The following is a 22,052-nucleotide window of genomic DNA, read 5'->3' as shown; positions in this document are numbered from 1 at the left end:
GTTCGACGCACCGTCCTGGTTGATCGCGGAGCCCCGCACCACCGCCAGCACCTCGTGGCCCTTGCGCCGGGCGTCCGACAGCCGCTCCAGGACGATCATGCCGGCGCCCTCGCCCATGCCCATGCCGTCGGCGGCCGCGGAGAACGCCTTGGAGCGGCCGTCCGCCGCGAGTCCGCGCTGGCGGGCGAAGCCCACCATCTCCCACGGCGTCGCCATGACCGAGACTCCGCCGACCAGGGCAAGCGAGCACTCCCCGGAGCGCACCGCCTGCGCGGCCATGTGCAGCGCCACCAGCGAGGAGGAACACGCCGTGTCCACCGTGACCGCCGGGCCCTCCAGGCCCAGTACGTACGACACCCGGCCGGAGATGATGCTGGTCGCGTTGCCGGTGACCAGGTGGCCTTCCAGCTGCCCGGCGCCGTTCTGCGTGTCCAGGTGCATGCTGGCCATCGCGTAGTTCGACGAGTATCCGCCGATGAAGACGCCGGTGCGCGAGCCGCGCAGCGAGGCCGGGTCCAGTCCGGTGGACTCCAGTGCCTCCCAGGACAGTTCGAGCAGCAGCCGCTGCTGGGGGTCCATCGCCACCGCCTCGCGCGGGCTGATCCCGAAGAATCCGGCGTCGAACTCGGACGCCTGGTGGAGGAATCCGCCCTCGCGGGAGTAGGTGGTCCCGGCGTGTGCGGGATCGGGGTCGAACAGGGCGTCGGTGTCCCATCCTCGGTCCTGCGGGAAGCCCGAGATGCCCTCACCACCCGTGGCCAGCAACTCCCACAGTTCTGCCGGGGAGTTGACGCCGCCGGGGAAGCGGCAGCTCATCGACACCACGGCGATCGGTTCGTCGTCGACGGCCGTGACAGTCGTCGTCTCGGGGGTGGCCGTGCTGTCGGAGAGGGCTCCGAGCAGCGTGGTGTGCAGGTGATCGGCGAGCACCGCCGGGGTGGGGTGGTCGAACAGCAGCGTGGCGGGCAGCCGCAGCCCGGTCACCGTGGCGATCCGGTTGCGCAGCTCGACCGCGGTCAGGGAGTCGAAGCCCAGCTCGCTGAAGGCCCGGGTCGGTTCGACCTCGTCGGAACTCGCGTAGCCGAGCACCGCTGCGGCTTCGCCGCGGATCGTGTCCACGAGCATCCGGTCCTGCTCGGCGCGGGACAGCTCGGTCAGCCGCCCGGCCAGCTCTCCCTCGGCCGTGGGGCCGCTGCTCTCTGCCGGCGACGCCTTCAGCTGCCGGACGTCCGGCAGGTCGCGCAGGAGCGGTACGTCCAGCATGTCCGCCGCGCCGGGAGCGGCGGCGAGCGTGGGCCAGTCGAGGTCCATCACGGTCAGGACGGTGTCCGTGCCGGTCAGTGCGCCGCCCAGTGCCTTGACCGCCAGGTCCGGGTCCATCAGGACCTCCCAGCGGTTGCGGCGCAGCCGCTGCCGGGCGGCGTCGGTGGCCTGGGACACGCCCTCGCCGGCCCAGGGGCCCCAGGCCACCGAGAGCGCGGGCAGGCCGCGGGACCGCCGGTTCTCCGCCAGTCCGTCCAGGAACGCGTTGGCGGCCGCGTAGTTGGACTGGCCCGCGCCGCCGAAGGTGGCTGCGGCCGAGGAGAACAGCACGAAGGCGTCGAGGTCCAGGTCCGCGGTCAGTTCGTCGAGGTAGGTGGCGCCCGCGGCCTTGGCCGCGAGCGTGGTGCTCAGCCGTTCGGCGTCGAGCCGGTCGAGCACGCCGTCGTCGAGCACGCCCGCGGTGTGCAGGACCGCGGTCAGCGGCGGTCCGTCCGCGGCGATGCGGTCGATGGCACCCGACAGGTCGGCGCGCTCGGCGCTGTCGCAGGTGCTGATGTCGACCCGGGTGCCGGCGGCTGCCAGGCTCGCGGCCAGCTCCGCGACGCCGCGGGCGGCGGGTCCGGACCGGCTGGCGAGGACGAGCCGCTCGGTGCGGCCGGCCAGCCAGCGGGCCACGTGTGTGCCGATCGCACCGGTGCCGCCGGTGATCAGCACGGTCCCGCGCGGGGTCCAGTCCTGCCCTGCCCCGGGCTGCGGGGCCCGGGTCAGGCGGCGGGCCAGGATGCCCGCGGGGCGCAGCGCCACCTGGTCCTCGTCGCGGCCGGCGAGCACCGCGCAGAAGCGGCTCGCGGTGCGTTCGTCGAACACGGCGGGCAGGTCGATCAGGCCGCCCCAGCGGTCCGGCTGTTCCAGGGCCACGACCCGGCCGAGTCCCCAGACCTGGGCCTGCACCGGGTTGGTCAGCGCCTCACCGGGACCGGTGGCGATCGCCCCATGGGTGAGCATCCACAGGGGGACGGTGATCCCGGCGTCGGACAGCGCCTGGAGCAGGGTCAGGGTGCCGGCCAGTCCGGCGGGCACCACGGGCCATGCCTCGGTGGGCGTCTCGTCCAAGGCCAGCAGCGACACCACGGCGGCCGCTCGGGCGGGCGTCTCCCCCTCGGCGCGGGCCTGCAGGGCCGCGGTGAGGCCGGCGGCCAGCAGCTCGCGCCGTGCCGTGCCCGCCTCGACCTCGACGACCTCGGTGCGGGCACCGCGGGCGGTCAGCGCCCGGATGCACGCCTGGGCCAGTTCCCCGGTGCGGCCGGACGGGTTCGCGGGGACGGCCACCAGCCAGGTGCCGGACAGGGTGACCGGTGCGGGGTCGGTGACGGGGGTCCAGGTGATCCGGTAGCGCCAGTTCCCGGTGACGTCCCGTTCCCGCTCGCGCCGTCGCCAGGCCGCCAGCGAGGGCAGTACGTCGCTGAAGGACCGCTGTCCGTCCACGGCCAGCGTGTCGGCGAGGTGGTGCAGGTCCCCGCCCTCGACCGCAGCCCAGAACCGGGCTTCGGCGGCCGTTTCGGCGCCGTCGCCGCCGGCTGCCGCCGACGCGGACGTGCGGGAGGCTCCGAGCCAGTACGACTGGTGGTGGAAGGCGTAGGTGGGCAGGTCGGTGCGGCGTCCGGCGGGCAGCACCTTGTGCCAGTCGACGCAGGTGCCGCCCACGTGCACCTCGGCGAGGGCGGTCAGCAGGCGGCGCGGGCCGCTGTTCTCGCGGTCCAGCGTTCCGGTGATCACGGGGAGGCCGGCCGTGCCCATGTCCTCGATCGTCTCGGCGATCCCGGTGGTCAGCACCGGCTGCGGAGACACCTCGACGAAGGTCCGGTTCCCGGCCGCGGCCAGTTCCCGGATCGCCTCGTCGAAGCGGACGGTCCGGCGGACGTTGGCGTACCAGTACTCGGCGTCCAGCTCGGTGCCGTTCATCCAGCGGCATTCGACGGTGGAGAACAGGGGGAGGCGTCCGGCGCCCGGCCGGATCCCCGCCAGGCGCTCGGTCAGGACCCCGGCCAGTTCCGCCACTCCGGCCGAATGCGCCACGAAGTCGGTCACCGGGATCGGCCACCGCATGACGCGCCGGGCGGCGAGTTCGGCACCGAACTCCGCGAGGGCGTCGCTCTCGCCGGAGACCACGGTGGCGGCGGGCCCGTTGACCGCGGCCACGGCGAGTCGGTCGCCCCACGGGGCCAGCAGCTCGCGCACCGCCGCGACGGGCATCACGACCGAGAGCATTCCGCCGCCGGTGCCGAGCCCGGACAGCGCCCGGCTGCGGATCGCGACGACCTCGGCCGCGTCCTGGAGCGACAGGATCCCGGCCACCGTGGCCGCCGCGATCTCGCCCTGGGAGTGGCCCACGACCGCACCGGGCGTGACGCCCGCCGCCTCCCACACGGCGGCCAGCGACACCATCACCGCCCACAGTGCCGGCTGCACCACGTCGGCCCGGTCCAGGCCGGGCGCGCCGTCGGCGCCGTTCAGCACGTCGGTGAGCGACCAGTCCACATGGGGTTGCAGGGCCACGGCGCACTCGGCGATCCGGGCCGCGAACACCGGGGAGGAGTCCATCAGTTCCCGGCCCATGCCGGCCCATTGGGCGCCCTGGCCGGGGAAGACGAAGACCGGCTCGCTCGCTTCGGCCGCCGCGGCCGTCCCGGCGACGACCCCGGGACCGCGCTCCCCGGCCGCCACCGCGGCCAGGCCCTCGGCCAGTTCCTCGCGGCCGCTGCCGGTCACCACGGCCCGGTACTCGAACACCGACCGGGTCCTGGCCAGCGACCACGCCACGTCCGCCGGGTCCAGGCCGGGCCGGGCCGCCAGGTACTCCGCCAGCCGGGCCGCCTGCCTGCGCATCCCGTCCGCCGTCCGCCCGGACACGACCCAGGAGCAGGTTCCGGGGGCGTCGACGACCGAGGGGGCCTGCGGTGCCCCGGCGTCGTCGTTGTCCGCGGGGGCCTGGGCGTCTGCCGGCTCGGGTGCTTCTTCGAGGATGATGTGGGCGTTGGTGCCGCTGACGCCGAACGAGGACACGCCGGCCCGGCGCGGCCTGCCGTCCACCTGCCACGGCTTCGGCTCCGACAGGAGCCGCACCTCGCCCGCGGACCAGTCCACGTGCGGTGAGGGCTCGTCCGCGTGCAGCGTCGCCGGCAACTGCCGGTGCTGCAGTGCCAGCACCATCTTGATGACGCCGCTGATACCGGCCGCGGCCTGGGTGTGACCGATGTTGGACTTCACCGAGCCCAGCCACAACGGCCGTCCCTCCGGCCGGTCCTGGCCGTAGGTGGCGATCACCGCCTGCGCCTCGATCGGGTCGCCGAGGACCGTGCCGGAGCCGTGCGCCTCCACCACGTCCACGTCGGCGGGCGACAGCCGGGCGCCGGCCAGGGCCTCGCGGATGACCCGCTGCTGGGAGGGCCCGTTCGGCGCGGTCAGACCGTTGGAGGCACCGTCCTGGTTGATCGCGGAGCCGCGCACCACCGCCAGCACCGGATGCCCGTTGCGGCGGGCGTCCGACAGGCGCTCCAGGACGATCATGCCCGCGCCCTCGGCGATGCCCATGCCGTCCGCCGCGGCCGAGAACGACTTGGAGCGGCCGTCGGGCGAGAGGCCTCGCTGCTTGCTGACCCAGACGAACAGGTCCGGGGTGGCCGCGACGAACGCGCCTCCGGCCAGCGCCAGTTCGCACTCGCCGGAGCGCACCGCCTGGGCGGCCATGTGCAGCGCCACCAGCGCCGAGGAGCAGGCGGTGTCGATGGTCACCGCCGGGCCTTCCAGGCCGAAGGTGTAGGCCACCCGGCCGGAGACCACGCTGGTCGTGGTGCCGGTCAGCAGGTGTGCCTCCAGGCCCTCGGCGGGTGCGGTGACGGCGTATCCGGCGAAGCTCGCTCCCGCGAACACGCCGGTCCGGCTGCCGCGCAGCGACGACTGGGCGATGCCCGCCCGCTCCAGGGCCTCCCAGGACACCTCCAGCAGCAGCCGCTGCTGCGGGTCCATCGCCAGCGCCTCACGCGGGCTGATCCCGAAGAACCCGGCGTCGAACCCGGTGGCGTCGTAGACGAACCCGCCCTGGCGCACGTAGGCCGTTCCGGCCTGATCCGGGTCCGGGTCGTACAGGTTGTCCAGGTCCCAGCCGCGGTCCTGCGGGAACGCGCCGATCGCGTCCGTGCGCGAGTCGAGCAGCTCCCACAGCTCCTCCGGGTTCCTGACTCCGCCGGGGAAGCGGCAGCCCATGCCGACGATCACCACCGGATCGTCGTCCGCCGCCGCTGCGGTCACCGGCGCGACCGTGCCGACGGTGCGGACACCGAGCAGCTCGGACCGCAGGTATCCGGCCAGCACCGCCGGGTTCGGGTAGTCGAAGAGCAGCGTCGCGGGCAGCTTCAGCCCGGTGCCGGAGCCCAGACGGTTGCGGAGTTCGACGGCGGTCAGGGAGTCGAACCCCAGGTCGCTGAAGGCCCGGCCGCTGCCGATGGCCTCCGGGGAGGAGTACTCGAGCACGGCTGCGGCCTCGGTCCTGATCAGGCTGACCAGGATCCGGTCCTGCTCGGAGGCGGAGAGGTCCGCCAGTTGCCGCTTCAGGGTCGTGCTCGCGTCCGGATCGCCGGCCGCTCCGCCGCCGGCCGTGTCCGCGGCGTCCAGGGCCTGCCTGACCTCGGCCAGGTCCTCGATCAGCGGGCTGGGCCGGCGCAGCGTGAACGGCGGCGCGAACCGCGCCCAGTCCACGTCCACGACCGCCGCCGGTCCTTCGCCGCCGTCCAGGAGCCGGGCCAGCATCCGGATGGCCGGAGCGGGGCTCATCAGGCGCAGTCCGCGCCGCTCCAGCTGGGCTCCGTCGTCCGCGGAGGCCATCGCGCCGATGCTCCACGGGCCCCAGGCCACCGAGGTCGCTGCCAGCCCCCGGGCCAGGCGGCTCTCCGCCAGCGCGTCCAGGAAGGCATTCGCCGCGGAGAATCCGGGCTGCTGGCCGCCGCCCCAGACGGCGGCGACCGAGGAGAACAGCACGAACGCGTCGAGGTCCAGGTCCGCGGTCAGCTCGTCCAGCAGGGCTGCCGCGCCCGCCTTGACCGCGAGCACCGGGGCGAGTTCCGCGATGTCGACGTCGTCGATCGGCCGGTCGTCGATGGTCTCCGCGAGGTGCACCACCGAGGACAGCGCGGGGCCGGTCGCCCCGGTCCGGGCCACCACTGCGGCCAGGTCGGCACGGACCCCGGTGTCGCACGACACGACGTCCACGCGGGTGCCCCGGGCGGCCAGTTCGGCGACGAGCGCCGCGACGCCGGGGGCAGCGGGCCCGGAGGGGCCGGTCAGCACGAGCCGGGGCGCGCCGCGTTCGGCCAGCCACCGCGCGACATGCCCGCCGATCGCCTCGGTGCCACCGGTGATCAGCGCGCTGCCGCGCGGCCTCCAGGGCGTCGCGGAGCCGGGGGACTGCGGGGCGCGGGTCAGCCTGCGGCCGAGGAGTCCGGTCTGCCGGATCGCGACCTGGTCCTCACCGCAGCCGGACAGCACCGCCGCCAGCCGCGCCGCGGCACGGTCGTCGACGATGGCGGGCATGTCGATCAACCCGCCCCACCGGTCCGGGTGTTCGAGTGCGACGACGCGGCCCAGGCCCCACACCTGTGCCTGCGCCGGGCCGGCCGGCGCCTCGCCCGGGGTGGCCGCGACGGCGCCGCGGGTGACGACCCACAGCGGTGCGGTCACGCCCGTGTCGCCGAGGGCCTGCACCAGGGCGAGCGTCGCGGCCAGGCCACCGGGCACCACCGGGTGGGCCGGTACGGGCGTCTCGTCCGTCGCGAGGAGCGACAGCACGCCGGACAGCCCGGCGGACTCCGTGCCCGCACGCTGCATCGCCTCGCCGAGCGCGGCGGCCGCACCGGTCCGGTCCACGGCCTCGGCCGGCACCTCGGCCACGACGACCTCGGCCCCGCGGGCGGTCAGCGCGGCCCTGCACTGCTGCGCCAGGTCGTCACCGGCCGCGCCGGCCGGGGCGACGAGCAGCCAGCTCCCGGACGGCGCACCCGGGCTCTGCACCGCCACCGGCGTCCATGTCACGCGGTAGCGCCAGCCCTCGGTCGCCGACCGGTCCCGCTCCCGGCGCCGCCAGGACGCCAGCGCGGGCAGCACCTCGGCCAGATGCCGCTGGTCCTCGATGGCCAGCGTGTCGGCGATCCGGGCCAGGTCCCCGGCCTCGACCGCCCCCCAGAACTGCGCCTGCGCCGCCGTGTCCGCGCCGTCCCCGCCCCTCACCGTGGCGGTCTCGGTCGCGGACCTGAGCCAGAAACGCTCGTGCTGGAACGCGTACGTCGGCAGCTCCACCGTGTCGCCCGCGGGCAGCACCTTCGTCCAGTCGACCGGCAGCCCGGCGGCGTACGCCTGCGCCAGCGACCTGATCAGCCGCGGGGCACCGCCGTTGTCACGCTCCAGCGTGCCCAACACGGGCACACCGGCGACTCCCGCGTCCTCGGCGGTCTCCATCACCGCAGCGGTCAGCACCGGATGCGGCGACACCTCCACGAACGCCCCGTAACCGCCGTCGAGCAGGACCCGTACGGCTTCCTCGAAGCGCACCATCCGCCGCAGATTCGCGAACCAGTAACCCGCATCGACCTCGGTACCCGACACCCACTCACCCGTGACCGTCGACGCCATCGGCACCCGGCCCGCCCGCGGAACGATCCCCGCAAGCTCCTCCTCCAGCACCGCCGCCAACGACTCCACCGCCGGAGAATGCGCAACGAAATCCGTCTCCGGAATACGCCAGCGCAACACCTTCCGCTTCGCCAGCTCCCGCTCGAACTCACCCAACGCCCCCGGCTCACCAGAAACCACCACCGCCGCAGGCCCATTCACCGCAGCCACCGACAACCGCTCACCCCACCCCTCCGCAAGCTCCCGCACCGACTCCGACGGCATCACCACCGACACCATCGACCCCTGCACCGACAAACCCGACAACGCACGCGAGCGCACCGCCACCACCCGCGCACCGTCCTCCAACGACAACATCCCCGCCACCGTCGCCGCCGCGATCTCACCCTGCGAATGCCCCACCACCGCATCCGGACCCACACCCGCCGCCTCCCACACCGCAGCCAGCGACACCATCACCGCCCACAACACCGGCTGCACCACATCCGCACGATCCAGCCCCGGCGCACCCTCCACACCCGCCAGAACATCACTCAGCGACCACGGCACATGCGACGCCAACGCCGCCTCACACTCCGCCAACCGCGCCGCGAACACCGGACTCGACCCCACCAACTCCCGGCCCATGCCCACCCACTGCGAACCCTGACCCGCGAACACGAACACCGTCCGCACACCCGACCGCGCCACACCCGACACCACCGAATCCGCAGACCCGCCTGCCGCAACACTCTGCAGACCCGCCGTCAACCCCGCACGGTCACCACCCAGAACCACAGCCCGGTGCTCGAACACCGACCGCGTCGCCGCCAACGACCACGCCACATCCGCCGGTTCAAGCCCCGGCCGGGCCGCAACCCACTCCCGCAACCGACCCGCCTGCGCCGCCAAACCCTCGGCCGACCCGCCGGAGACCGCCCAGGCCGACAACCCGTCCGTCTCGACCACCACGGGCACGACCACCGGCTCGACCTCGGTGGCGGCGGCCTCGGTGGCGACGGCGCCCTCTGCCGTCTCCGCCGGGCCGGAATCCCCGGCGCCCTCGTCCTCGGCGGCCGTCACCTCGCCCGTCCGGGCCGGGGCCTCCTCCAGGATGATGTGCACGTTGGTGCCACTCATGCCGAACGCCGACACACCCGCACGGCGCACCCGCTCGCCGGTGGGCCACGGCACGGGCTCGGTCAGCAGCCGGACCTCACCGGCCGACCAGTCCACATGCGGCGAGGGCTCGTCCACGTGCAGCGTCCGCGGCAGCTGCTCGTGCTGCAGCGCCAGCACCATCTTGATGACGCCCGCCACGCCGGCCGCCGCCTGCGGGTGCCCGATGTTCGACTTCACCGACCCCAGCCACAACGGCCGCCGGCCGGGGCGCTCCTGGCCGTAGGTGTCCAGCAGGGCGTCGGCCTCGATCGGGTCGCCGAGCGTGGTCGCCGAGCCGTGGGCCTCCACCACGTCCACGTCGGCGGGCGACAGCTGGGCGGCGGCCAGCGCGGCCCGGATCACCCGCTGCTGCGAGGGACCGTTGGGCGCGGTCAGGCCGTTGGAGGCGCCGTCCTGGTTGATCGCGGAGCCGCGCATCACGGCCAGGATGTTGTGCCCGTTGCGGCGGGCGTCCGAGAGCCTCTCGACGACGAGGACGCCGACGCCCTCGCCCCAGCCGGAGCCGTCCGCCGTCGCGCTGAAGGACTTGCAGCGCCCGTCCACCGACATCCCGCGCTGCCGGGAGAAGCCCACGAACACGGACGGGGAGGCGATCACCGTGGCGCCGCCGACCAGCGCCAGCGAGCACTCGCCCGCCCGCAGCGACTGTGCGGCCAGGTGCAGTGCCACCAGGGAGGACGAGCACGCGGTGTCGATCGTGACGGCCGGGCCCTCCAGGCCGAAGGTGAACGCCAGTCGGCCCGACAGGACGCTGGTTGCGATGCCGGTGAGGAGATGGCCCTCCGAACCTCCGGACTCCGCCGAGGGGTTGGTGCCGTAGCCCTGGCTGTAGGCGCCGGCGAAGACTCCGGTGCGGCTGCCGCGCAGGGAGGCGGCGTCGATGCCCGACTGTTCGAGGGCCTCCCAGGACACCTCCAGCAGCAGGCGCTGCTGGGGGTCCATCACGAGCGCCTCGCGCGGGCTGATCCCGAAGAACCCGGCGTCGAACTCGGCGGCGTCGTACACGAATCCGCCGTGGCGGGCGTACGAGGTGCCCGGGTGATCCGGGTCGGGGTCGTAGAGGTTGTCCAGGTCCCAGCCGCGGTCCTGCGGGAACGGGCCGATCGCGTCCGTTCCCGTGGCCAGCAGCTCCCACAGCTCCTCGGGGGACTTGACCCCGCCGGGGAAGCGGCAGCCCATGCCGACGATCGCGATCGGCTCCTGGCTCCGCTCCTCGACCTCAGCCAGTCGACGGCGGACCTGGCGCAGATTAGCCGTCACGAGCTTGAGGTAATCGCGGAGCTTGTCTTCGTTGGCCATTTACTTCCGCCATCCCTGCTTGCCGAGGATATGCCACTTCTGATCTGCGCGGCTGCGCTGCGGGGTTACCGCGGAAATTACGCAGATTGGTACTCAGGCACACGAAGGAGGAACGCACAGGACCGGCAGAGAGATCTGGCACGTTCTTACTGCGACAGGGACCGAATCACCCGCCGCGGCCGACGACGAGGCAATTCTCGTCGACTCTGTTCACCCCGTCGCGACAACCATTCCAAGGTATTGCACCGCTTGTCCGGGGCACCGACCCGTCGTCGGCTCTTCCGACCCGGAGCCAGTGACAACTTATCCCTACAACCCGCCACCTCGCGATTGCCGCAAGTTACGTCCTCAATAATTTCGGGCAAAGACACCGAGTGATGCGAATAAGGCGCTGGAGCCCAGGCTCACCGATAACTGGAACATAGTCGGCCCTCAGTGGGCCTCGCAACGCAGCAGTTGAACACTTGAACCGCCCGCATGCGGCGAAGAATCCGGCATTCGATCCGCGAGAACGCACATAATACCGGTCGCATAAATACCACGGCCCTGTATTCCGGGACCAGAGGGTCGCGGGGCCGACACACCACGGCGGTGGGGGGGGGGGGCGGGCCGCCCCCCCCCCCCCCCCCCGCCACCCGCCCCAGCGGGGGGGGGGGGGGGCGGGCCCGGCGGGCAGGGCCCCGTCGAGGATCCCCGCGAGACGCTGGGCGCACGCTGTTCCGTCCTAGGACAAGGGGAGGCAGGTGCCCTGCGCGGACGTCGTCAGAGCGCGCTCTCTCCGCGGACCCACTGCCCGAGCGTCCGCCGCGGGTGCCTGATCACCACGTCGCCGCCGCGGACCCGGCCGGTCACGTTCACACGCAGCTCGACGGGCGCTTCCGCGTCGGAGCCGGGCTGGCGGTTCTTCACCTCGCCGACGCCCACCGTCAGCTCGCTGGTCGTCACCGCGATGCCCGGCCTGACGATCAGGATCAGGTTGCCGCCGATGCTCAGGTCGACATCGATGTCCAGGGCGTCGTGGCCGATCACGGCCTCGGTGAAGTCGAGCTTGACGTCGCCTCCGTGCATACGGATGTCCAGACGGCGCGGGACCGCCCAGGAGCCGGACCGCTGCAGCGTGCCCCATCGCTGGTTGATCTCCACGACGTCCTTGGCCTGCAAAGCACCCGCGGACTGTGTCTGCTGCTCGACGGGAGAGTTCGGCAGATCGCGGGTCAGCGCGGCCAGCTCGCTGACGTAGCGGGCCTTCAGCGCCGCCTCCACGCGCTCGTCGTGTTCCTCGGCTGTGAGCCGGCCGTCCCCCGTGGCGTCGCGGAGGATCTCCACGACCTGTTCCCGGTCGGCGTCCGAAGCCCTCAGGTCTGCTGTGTTCACGTCCTCGGCGCCGTCATCGCTCGACGGCTTGTCATCGGTCATGCCTCACAGCCTGATCTCCCGCCGGAAGAATCGCAAGACGACTTCGGCCAACTCCCTTAACTCCACAGGGATATCACAAAGCAGAACGGTGCACGGCTCGGGTGAACGCGATCCGAAGTCTCTGTTCAACTGACATGTCCGTGCGGCTGAACGGATCTTGGGCCGCCGGTGGAGCAACACTCCGTGCGGATTTGTGTCACGGCTCGCCGAACTCGCCGAGCACGAGGGTGACGAGGCAGTTGAACGAGGCGACGTGAAGCTCCGGCTTCCCCTAGCGTGTGCCGCGCAGGGCCCACCTTGAGGCCATCACCGGTGCGCCCGTCCGCACACCGCAACGACAGCCTGGCATCCGTACCCGACATCTGTTCCAAGGCGAGGCCGGCCCCTCGCGAACTCGCCCGACCGGCACCGTCTCCTGTCGCACGCCCGCGGGACGAGAGATCCCGAACACGGGCGGGACATTCCGAACAGGTGGAGCGTCGGCTGAGAACACGGACCTGTCATCCGCGTCGTGCCGTCCTGCCATCCAGCCGAGGGAGAAATAGGGGCATGGAAGTGTCGTTGTTGAGTCTTGTCATGGGGTCCTTCACGTCCGCCACGGTCGGTGCCGCCGCCCGCCTCGGTGTCGCGGACGCCCTCGCGGACGGCCCGGCGACGAGCGCCGAGCTGGCCAAGGCCGTCGGCGCCGACCACGACGCGCTGGTCTCCCTCATGAAGGCCCTGACGGCCCTCGGGGTCTTCGCACAGGACGGGGAGGGCCGGTACACCAACTCACCCCTGTCCGAGCAGCTCAGGACCGACCACCCCGAGTCGATCCGGTACCTGACCGCGCTGCTGTGCGGCCTCTACGCCCAGGCGGCCAGCGGGGGTCTCGCGCAGGCGGTGCAGCACGGCACGTCGGTCATGCCCCAGGCGTTCGGCGTCTCGCTCTACGAGTACCTGGAGAAGGACGCCGAGACCGCGCGGATCTTCGACCTGGCGATGCAGGACTGGGCCCGGCCGATCGGCACGGTGCTGGCGGAGCACGTCCCGTTCGAGAACGTGCGCACGGTGGTCGACGTCGGCGGGGGCAACGGCGCGCTCCTGAAGACCGTTCTCGCGGCGCACCCGCACCTCAAGGGCGTCTGTGTGGACCGCCCGGACACGTGCCGGCGGGCGGAGGCCGGTCTGCGTGAGTCCGGCGACGAGGACCTCGTCGAGCGGCTGAGCTACCGGCCTTCGGACATCCTTCGTGAGGTCCCGGAGGGCGGCGATCTCTACATCATCAAGAACGTTCTCCACGACTGGAGTTCGGAGAGCAGCGTCCGGATCCTGGGCAACATCCGGGCGGCGATGAGCGCCGGTGCCGATCCGGACCGCAAGCCGATGCTCCTGGTCATCGACCCGTTGGTGGAACACGACTCCGGGGCCGCGTTCCGCAACGTGATCAAGATGGTGGTCGGCGAGACCGATGCCCGCGAGCGCACCGAGGCCGACATCCGCCGGGAAGTGACGGAGGCAGGACTCGAGGTCGTGTCGGTCACCCCGTGTCCGGCGGACCTGTGCGTCATCGCCTGCGTCCTGCCCGAGAACGCCTGACCCGCCGCTCTCTGCCTTCAGTTGGTCACGACGAGGCCCCGTCGGCATGGGCCGGCGCCGCACGGACCGGCTTTCCCGCTGGTCCGTGCGGCCGTTGTGCCGCCGCCCTGCCGGCCGTGCTGTCCGCCACCGGGTACGGCACGAACGTGCTGGTGTTCTGGTCGATCCGCAGCGGGTGCCCGAGCGGCGGGGCGGCTCGCTGGGGGCACTCGAGGCGTTCGCAGGCGCGGCAGCCCATGCCGATGGGGGTGGCGGCGGAGGCGTTGGCGAGGTCGAGGCCGTCGGAGTAGACGACGCGGTGGGCGTGGCGGATCTCGCAGCCCAGGCCGATGGCGAAGGTCTTGCCGGGTTCGCCCCAGCCGCCGCGGTGCCGGGTGAGGGCGCGGGCGGTCCACAAGTAGCGCTGTCCGTCCGGCATTTCGGCGATCTGGACGTGGATGCGGCCGGGGGCGGCGAACGCCTCGTAGAGGTTCCACAGCGGGCAGGTGCCGCCGGCCCGGGAGAAGTGGAAGCCCGTTGCCGACTGGCGCTTGGACATGTTGCCCGCCCTGTCGACCCGGACGAAGGAGAAGGGCACCCCGCGCAGACGGGGGCGCTGCAGGGTGCTCAGGCGGTGGCAGACGGTCTCGTGGCCGAGGCCGTAGCGGTCGGTGAGGCGTTCGATGTCGTAGCGCACCCCTTCGGCAGCCGCGTGGAAGGCGCCGTACGGCAGGATCAGGGCTGCCGCGAAGTAGTTGGCGATGCCGATGCGGGCCAGGGCGTGGGCCGGCGAGTCGGCTGCGAAGTCCTCGGCGGCCTGGCGGTCGAGTTCGTCGCCGTACTCCAGCAGGGCGAGCTGGGTGGCCATCCGGAAGGCGCGCTGGCCCGGGCGCAGGCGGGTGGACAGGTGAAGGGTGCGGGTCGGCTCGTCGTAGTGGTGCAGATGGTCGCCCCGCTCGCCGGTCAGCCGGACGCCGTGGCGGTCGGCGAGCCGGGCGGTCAGGGCCTGGACGACGTCGCCGGGCCGGATGCCGATCTCGTGGGCGAGTTCCTCCGCGGCGAGGTCGGTGTCGTGGAGGTAGTTCTGGCGGCGGTAGAAGAAGTCCCGGATCTCCTCGTGGGGGGAGAGGGGCTGCTCGGGGGCGGTCCCGCGGCCGTCGGTGGCCTCGGCGAGACGCTCGGCGAGCAGGTGGTTGCGGCGGCCGAGGCCGAGCAGGACCTGGGCGACGGCGGGCAGCCGCGAGGCCAGGTCCGTCAGGTCGGCGGCTGAGACCCGGGCCTCGGCGAGTTCCCCGGCCAGCGCCTCCCGGAGGTCCGCGACCAGGCGCGTGGTGTCACGCTCGGAGAAGAAGCCCGGGTCGACGCCGAAAGTCTCTGTCAGGCGCAGCAGGACCGGGACCGTGAGCGGACGGGAGTCGTGCTCCATCTGGTTCAGGTAGCTGGGCGAGATGGCGAGGACGCGGGCCAGTTCGGCCTGGCTCATGCGCCGCTCCTCGCGCAGGCGCCGCAGGCGCGCCCCCGCATAGGTCTTGCTCACCCGTTGACCTCCGCGTCCGGCTTCCGGTCAGCGTACGGGAGCGGACCGGCCGGAGACCCTTCGCAAACTTGGCAAACAATGACCGGAAGATTCGCAGAAGTTGGCAGGCATCCACGGTTGTTGGCACTCAGTGCCAGTGTCAGAGTTTCCGTGCGGCCCGCCGGACACCGGCGACCACCGCTCGGAACCGGGGCGCGATTCATGCCCTGACGTCGGAGATCCCGGCGCCGATGGGGTCGTGACCGGCAGCGTTGCTCACCTCCGTCCACCGCGTGACGACGGGCCGCATCCCAGTTCTTCGACACACCGTGCCACCCCTGTTCGTCCGGACCGGGGGATTGGCAGCAGGCACAGACCGAGGAGACGTGACAGTCATGGCAGAGGCGAGGACGCAGGCGGCCGAGAAGCTCGCGCAGCGCTGGGCCACCGACCCGCGCTGGCAAGGCATCGAGCGCACCTACAGTGCCGAGGACGTGATCCGGCTCTCGGGCAGCGTCCGCGAGGAGCACACCCTGGCCCGGCGCGGCGCCGAGCGGTTGTGGCGGCAACTGCACGAGCAGGACTACATCCATGCGCTCGGCGCGCTCACCGGCGGCCAGGCCGTCCAGCAGGTCAAGGCCGGTCTGCAGGCCGTCTACCTGTCCGGCTGGCAGGTCGCCGCCGACGCCAACCAGGCCGGCCACACCTACCCCGACCAGAGCCTCTACCCGGCCAACTCCGTGCCCCAGGTGGTCCGCCGGATCAACAATGCGCTGCTGCGCGCCGACCAGATCGCCACCGCCGAGGGCGCCGGCGGCACGACGGACTGGCTGGTGCCGATCGTCGCCGACGCCGAGGCCGGCTTCGGCGGTCCGCTGAACGCCTTCGAGCTGACGAAGGCGATGATCGCGGCGGGCGCGGCCGGCATCCACTACGAGGACCAGCTCGCCTCGGAGAAGAAGTGCGGCCACCTCGGCGGCAAGGTCCTGGTGCCGACCTCGCAGCACATCCGCACCCTGAACGCCGCCCGTCTCGCCGCCGACATCGCCGACGTTCCCACCGTCGTCGTCGCCCGCACCGATGCCCTGGCCGCCAACCTGCTGACCAGCGACGTCGACGAGCGTGACGCGGAGTTCGTCACCGGGGAGCGTACGGCCGAAGGCTTCTACCGGGTCCGGGGCGGCATGGCTCCGGTGATCGCGCGCGGGCTGGCCTATGCGCCCTACGCCGACCTGATCTGGGTCGAGACGGGTACGCCCGACCTGGCGCAGGCCCGCGAGTTCGCCGAGGCGATCCACGCCCGGTACCCGGACCAGATGCTCGCCTACAACTGCTCGCCGTCCTTCAACTGGAAGGCGGCGCTGGACGACGACCGGATCGCCAAGTTCCAGCGCGAGCTGGGCGCGATGGGCTACAAGTTCCAGTTCATCACGCTGGCCGGCTTCCACTCCCTCAACCACGGCATGTTCGACCTCGCCCGCGGCTACGCCGAGCACGGCATGACCGCCTACGTCGACCTGCAGGAGCGGGAGTTCGCCGCGCAGGCGCACGGCTTCACCGCCGTCAGGCACCAGCGCGAGGTCGGCACCGGCTACTTCGATCTGGTCTCCACCGCCGTCAACCCCGCCTCCTCCACCACCGCCCTGGCCGGCTCCACGGAGGAGGAGCAGTTCCACTAGGGCTGCCCGGGCCCTGTGGCCCGCCCCGGCCCGGCGGGGGTCGTACGACCGTCCCCGTCCGACCCCCGCCTTCCGCCCCGCCCGCAGGAGAAGCGATGTCCACCAGTGCCCTGACCCACCACGTCCGTGTTCTCGCGCCCCTGGGCGAGCGGCACGACGAGATCCTCACGCCCGCCGCCCTGGACTTCCTCGGCCGGCTGACCGCGGCGTTCGCCGGCCGCCGCCGGGACCTGATGCGAGAACGCCGCCGGCAGATCCTCCGCCTGGCCAGCGGCTCCCCGCTCGACTTCCCGATGGTCACCTCCGCCGTCCGTGCCGACCCCACCTGGCGGGTCGCACCGCCCGCCCCCGGCCTGACCGACCGCCGCGTGGAGATCACCGGCCCGCCGGACCGCCGGATGACGGTCAACGCCCTCAGCTCCGGTGCCCGGGTGTGGATGGCCGACTTCGAGGACGCCACCGCGCCCACCTGGAACAACGTGATCGGCGGCCAGCTCAACCTGCTCGACGCCGTCCGGCGGCGCATCGACTTCACCACCGGCGACGGCAGGCGGTACCGGCTCGGCGAACAGCTCGCCACCATCGTCGTACGACCGCGCGGCTGGCACCTGGACGAGGAGCACCTGGAGTTCGAGGACGCCCCCGTGCCCGCCGCGCTCGTCGACTTCGGCCTGTACTTCTTCCACTGCGCGCAGCGGCAGATCGACGCCGGCCGCGGCCCGTACTTCTACCTCCCCAAGCTGGAGAACCGCTACGAGGCCCGCCTGTGGAACGACGTCTTCGTCACCGCGCAGGAACTCCTCGGCATTCCCCGCGGCACGATCCGCGCCACCGTCCTCATCGAGACGATCACCGCCGCGTTCGAGATGGAGGAGATCCTCTACGAGCTGCGCGAGCACAGCTCGGGCCTGAACGCGGGCCGCTGGGACTACCTGTTCAGCCTGATCAAGACCTTCGGTCACCGCACCGACTTCCTGCTGCCGGACCGCGCGAAGGTCACGATGACGGCTCCCTTCATGCGGGCCTACACCGAACTCCTCGTGCGTACCTGTCACCGGCGCGGCGCGCACGCCGTCGGCGGCATGGCCGCGCAGGTGCCGAGCAGGGACCCGGCCGCCCACGAGGCGGCCCTCGCCAAGGTGCGGCTGGACAAGGAGCGCGAGGCCGAGGCCGGCTTCGACGGCTCCTGGGTCGCCCACCCGGGCCTGGTCGCCGTCTGCCGTGAGGTGTTCGACGGTGTCCTCGGCGAGCGGCCGCACCAGATCGACCGGACGCGGGACGACGTGGAGGTGACGGCCGCGGACCTGCTGTCGGTGCGCCGGGGCGGCGGGCCGCCCACCCCGGAAGGCGTGCGCACCAACATCGCGGTCGCGCTGCGCTACTTCGCCGCCTGGCTGCGCGGGCAGGGCGCGGTCGCTCTGTACGGTCTCATGGAGGACGCGGCCACGGCCGAGATCGCCCGCGTGCAGATCTGGCAGTGGCTGCGGCACCGGGTGATCGACCGGGAGACGGTCCTGCGGCTGCTCGACGAGGAGGCCGCCGCGCTCGGCGCCGAGTACCCGTGGGCGCCGGTCGACGAGGTACGCGCGCTCTTCGAACGGACCGCCCTGGCGGGCGAGTTGCCGCTCTTCTTCACGCCCGACGCCTACACCGCCCATCTGGTGCAGCGCGCGGAGCCCCGGTCATGAGCGGCGGAATCCGGCGCGTCGGGGTGGTCGGCGGCGGCCAGATGGGTGCCGGCATCGCCGAGGTGTGCGCGCGGGCGGGACTGGACACGGTGGTCTGCGAGGCGGACGCCACGGCCGCCCGCGTCGCCCGCGAGCGCGTGGCCGCCTCTCTGGAGCGCGCGGTCCGGCGGGGCGGGCTGGAGCCGTCCGCCGCGCAGGACGCCCTCGCCCGCCTCGTCTTCACCGGCGATCTGGAGGAGATGGCCGACCGGCAGCTCGTCATCGAGGCCGTCGTCGAGAACGCGGACGCCAAGACCGAGGTGTTCGCCGCCCTCGACAAGATCGTCGAGGACCCGTCGGCCGTCCTGGCGACCAACACCTCCTCCCTGCCCGTGATGCGCCTCGGCATGGCCACCGGCCGCGCCGACCGGGTCGTGGGACTGCACTTCTTCAACCCGGTGCCGGTGCTGCCGCTCGTGGAGGTCGTGCCCTCCCTGCACACCGCACCCGGGACCGTGACCGCCGTCGAGTCCTTCGCCACGGAAGTTCTCGGCAAGACGGTCGTCCGCTCCCGGGACCGGGCGGGCTTCGTCGTCAACGCGCTGCTCATCCCCTATTTGCTGGCGGCCGTCCGGATGGCGGAGTCCGGCTTCGCCGGCGCCGCCGACATCGACACCGCCATGGAGCTGGGCTGCGCCCACCCCATGGGGCCGCTCCGGCTCGCGGACCTGATCGGCCTCGACACCGTCGCCTCGATCGCCGAGTCGCTCTACGACGAGTTCCGCGAACCCCTCTACGCCCCTCCCCCGCTGCTCCAGCGGATGGTCGAGGCGGGACTGCTCGGCCGCAAGACCGGGCGGGGGTTCCACAAGTACGGCCGGTCCTGAGCGGACCGGCGCGCCCGGGCTGAGGGGCCCGCGGCGAGGAGCGGGCCGAAAGGCCCGGACGGCAGCGGCCGGCCGAGGGATCCGGCGGCTGCTCACAGGGGAGGGGCGGGAAGCGCTCGTGCGGCGCCTCCCGCCCCGGCCCGTTTCCCCACTGCGGCGGCATGTCCCACGTCACCTTCCGAATGCGGGGCATCGTGCACCACGTCCCTGGACGGTCCCTTAGGCTGACCGGTGCAGCTGGTTCGCCCCGTCCGCCAGGCGGGATGCGTCGCAAGAGGGAACCCGGTGGGAATCCGGGACTGCCCCGCAGCGGTGAGCGGGAACGACCGCCGTCATACGCACTGGGCCCGAGGAGGGCCCGGGAAGCGACGGCCAGTAGGTGTCCTCCCCCGTGAGGACGTGCCCGCGAGTCCGAAGACCTGCCATCTGCCCGCGCGCGGGACCACTCGTGCGCGGACATCCCGGTGACCTCGAGGGCGGGTCGGCGCACACACCGAACGGACGGCCGTGGGCCGGTACCGTCCGGTCCGTCACCCCTTCGCGCTCTCGTCCCGTCCCCGGGATCTCAGGGATTCATCTCGCGAAGGAGATCTCCGTGACCACCAAGCCCGCAGCCGCGGCAGCACGGGCCACCGTGTACGGCTACCCCCGCCAGGGACAGAACCGGGAACTGAAGAAGGCCGTCGAGGGCTACTGGAAGGGCCGCGTGACCGCCGACGCCCTGCGCGCCACCGCCGCCGGTCTGCGTCGCACCAACTGGCGGCGGCTGGCGGACGCCGGCATCGACGAGGTGCCGACCGGCGACTTCTCGTACTACGACCACGTGCTGGACACCACCGTCATGGTCGGCGCGATCCCCGACCGTCACCGTGCCGCCGTCGCCTCCGACCCGCTCGACGGGTACTTCGCCATGGCGCGCGGTACCCAGGACGTCGCACCGCTGGAGATGACCAAGTGGTTCGACACCAACTACCACTACCTGGTACCCGAGTTGGGACCGGACACGGTGTTCACGGCGGACTCCGGCAAGCAGGTCGCCGAGCTGCGGGAAGCACTCGCTCTGGAACTGGCGGCCCGCCCCGTGCTGGTCGGCCCGGTGACCTACCTGCTGCTGGCCAAACCCGCGCCCGGCGCGCCCGCGGACTTCGAGCCGCTCATCCTGCTGGACCGCCTGCTGCCGGTGTACGCCGAGGTCCTCGCCGACCTGCACGCGGCGGGCGCCGAGTGGGTACAGCTCGACGAGCCCGCCCTGGTCCAGGACCGCACCCCGGCCGAACTGAACGCCGCCGCCCGCGCCTACCGCGACCTCGGTGCCCTGACCGACCGGCCGAAGCTGCTGGTCGCCTCCTACTTCGACCGGCTCGGTGAGGCCCTGCCGGTGCTGGCCGAGGCACCGGTCGACGGGCTCGCCCTGGACTTCACCGAGGCGGCCGCCGCCCATCTGGAGGCGCTGGCCGCCGTCGGCGGACTGCCCGGCAAGCGGCTGGTCGCCGGCGTCGTCAACGGGCGCAACATCTGGGTGAACGACCTGTCGGCCTCGCTCGCCGTGCTCGGCACCCTGCTGGGCCTGGCCGACCGGGTCGACGTCTCCGCCTCCTGCTCGCTGCTGCACGTCCCCCTCGACACGTCGGCCGAGCGGGACATCGATCCGCAGATCATGCGCTGGCTCGCCTTCGCCCGGCAGAAGACGGCCGAGATCGCCACCCTCGCCAAGGGCCTGGCCCGCGGCACCGACGCCATCGCCGCGGAACTGGCCGCGAACCGTGCCGACCTGGCCTCCCGCGCGAACTCCGCCGTCACCCGCGACCCGGCCGTCCGCGCCCGCGCCACCGCCGTCACCCTCGACGACGCGCGCCGCTGCGCGTCCTACCCGGAGCGGGCCGCCGCCCAGCGCGCCCACCTGCGCCTCCCGCTGCTCCCCACCACGACCATCGGCTCCTTCCCGCAGACCGGCGAACTGCGCACGGCCCGCGCCGATCTGAGGGCCGGGCGGATCGACACCGCCGGGTACGAGGAGCGCATCAGGGCGGAGATCCAGGAGGTGATCTCCTTCCAGGAGAAGGCCGGCCTGGACGTCCTGGTGCACGGCGAGGCCGAACGCAACGACATGGTCCAGTACTTCGCCGAACAGCTCACCGGCTACCTCGCCACCCACCACGGCTGGGTCCAGTCCTACGGCACCCGGTACGTCCGGCCGCCGATCCTGGCCGGTGACATCTCCCGCCCCGAGCCGATGACCGTGCGCTGGACGACATACGCCCAGTCCCTCACCGACCGTCCGGTCAAGGGCATGCTCACCGGCCCGGTCACCATGCTGGCCTGGTCGTTCGTCCGCGACGACCAGCCGCTCGCCGACACCGCCCGCCAGGTCGCCCTCGCCCTGCGCGACGAGGTGAACGACCTGGAGGCGGCGGGGACTTCGGTGATCCAGGTGGACGAGCCCGCGCTGCGTGAGACGCTGCCGCTGCGGGCCGCCGACCGTCCCGCGTACCTGGCATGGGCCACGGAGGCCTTCCGGCTGACCACCGGCGGCGTCCGCCCGGACACCCAGATCCACACGCACATGTGCTACGCCGAGTTCGGTGACGTCGTCCGGGCCATCGACGACCTCGACGCCGACGTCATCAGCCTGGAGGCCGCCCGCTCCCACATGCAGGTCGCCCGTGAGCTCGCCGCCCACGGCTACCCGCGCGAGGCCGGGCCCGGCGTGTACGACATCCACTCCCCGCGCGTGCCGAGCGCCGCGGAGGCCGCCGGGCTGCTGCGCACGGGCCTTGAGGCGATCCCCGCCGAGCGCCTGTGGGTGAATCCGGACTGCGGCCTGAAGACCCGCGGCTGGCCGGAGACCCGGGCCTCCCTGGAGAACCTGGTCGCGGCCGCCTGCCGGGTCCGCGGGGCGCTGTCGCCGGGGTTCACGTAAGCCCCC

The 22,052-nt window shown here is 72.8% G+C and carries 8 protein-coding genes and 1 riboswitch; of the genes, 5 read left to right on the top strand and 3 right to left on the bottom strand.

The annotated features are described in order from the left end of the window. Both AB0H32_RS23680 and AB0H32_RS23675 read right to left on the bottom strand, forming a co-directional pair. On the bottom strand, positions 1 to 10,404 hold a 10,404-nt coding region (locus AB0H32_RS23680; RefSeq protein WP_361123996.1), incomplete at its 3' end, for a type I polyketide synthase. A 762-nt stretch (positions 10,405 to 11,166) separates the two neighbouring features. Then, complete coding sequence (locus AB0H32_RS23675; RefSeq protein WP_361123994.1) at positions 11,167 to 11,820, bottom strand: DUF1707 domain-containing protein; 654 nt, start codon at positions 11,818 to 11,820, stop codon at positions 11,167 to 11,169. 549 nt (positions 11,821 to 12,369) lie between these two features. Here AB0H32_RS23675 and AB0H32_RS23670 point away from each other — a divergent pair. Beyond that, positions 12,370 to 13,398 carry a methyltransferase gene (locus AB0H32_RS23670; protein WP_361123992.1) on the top strand — a complete coding sequence of 343 codons (1,029 nt, stop codon included), beginning with the start codon at positions 12,370 to 12,372 and terminating at the stop codon, positions 13,396 to 13,398. Between the two features lie 25 nt (positions 13,399 to 13,423). Here AB0H32_RS23670 and AB0H32_RS23665 read toward each other — a convergent pair whose 3' ends face one another. Next, on the bottom strand, positions 13,424 to 14,914 hold the full coding sequence (locus AB0H32_RS23665) for a short-chain fatty acyl-CoA regulator family protein (RefSeq protein ID WP_361123990.1): 1,491 nt from the start codon (positions 14,912 to 14,914) through the stop codon (positions 13,424 to 13,426). A 374-nt stretch (positions 14,915 to 15,288) separates the two neighbouring features. On the opposite strand from AB0H32_RS23665, the gene aceA reads away from it, so the two are divergent. The 4 genes from aceA to metE all read left to right on the top strand — a co-directional run bounded on the left by aceA (position 15,289) and on the right by metE (position 22,046). Next, positions 15,289 to 16,572 carry an isocitrate lyase gene (gene aceA, locus AB0H32_RS23660; RefSeq protein ID WP_361123988.1) on the top strand — a complete coding sequence of 428 codons (1,284 nt, stop codon included), beginning with the start codon at positions 15,289 to 15,291 and terminating at the stop codon, positions 16,570 to 16,572. A 95-nt stretch (positions 16,573 to 16,667) separates the two neighbouring features. Beyond that, on the top strand, positions 16,668 to 18,260 hold the full coding sequence (gene aceB / locus AB0H32_RS23655; protein ID WP_361123987.1) for a malate synthase A: 1,593 nt from the start codon (positions 16,668 to 16,670) through the stop codon (positions 18,258 to 18,260). Then, positions 18,257 to 19,126 (top strand): 3-hydroxybutyryl-CoA dehydrogenase, encoded by an 870-nt coding sequence (locus AB0H32_RS23650; protein WP_361123985.1) that lies wholly within the window; start codon positions 18,257 to 18,259, stop codon positions 19,124 to 19,126. Before aceB ends, AB0H32_RS23650 begins: the two co-directional genes overlap by 4 nt. 236 nt (positions 19,127 to 19,362) lie before the next feature. Then, a riboswitch (cobalamin riboswitch) is annotated at positions 19,363 to 19,554 on the top strand. Positions 19,555 to 19,721: 167 nt separating this feature from the next. Further along, a complete protein-coding gene (metE, locus tag AB0H32_RS23645; protein ID WP_361123983.1) occupies positions 19,722 to 22,046 on the top strand; it encodes a 5-methyltetrahydropteroyltriglutamate--homocysteine S-methyltransferase in 2,325 nt (774 codons plus the stop codon). Positions 22,047 to 22,052: the final 6 nt, after the last annotated feature.

The sequence above is a fragment of the Streptomyces sp. NPDC020362 genome, from assembly GCF_040642095.1.
GTDB lineage: Bacteria > Actinomycetota > Actinomycetes > Streptomycetales > Streptomycetaceae > Streptomyces.
Note: the sequence above shows the minus strand (reverse complement) of the source record. Positions and strands in the feature narration are given on the sequence as shown.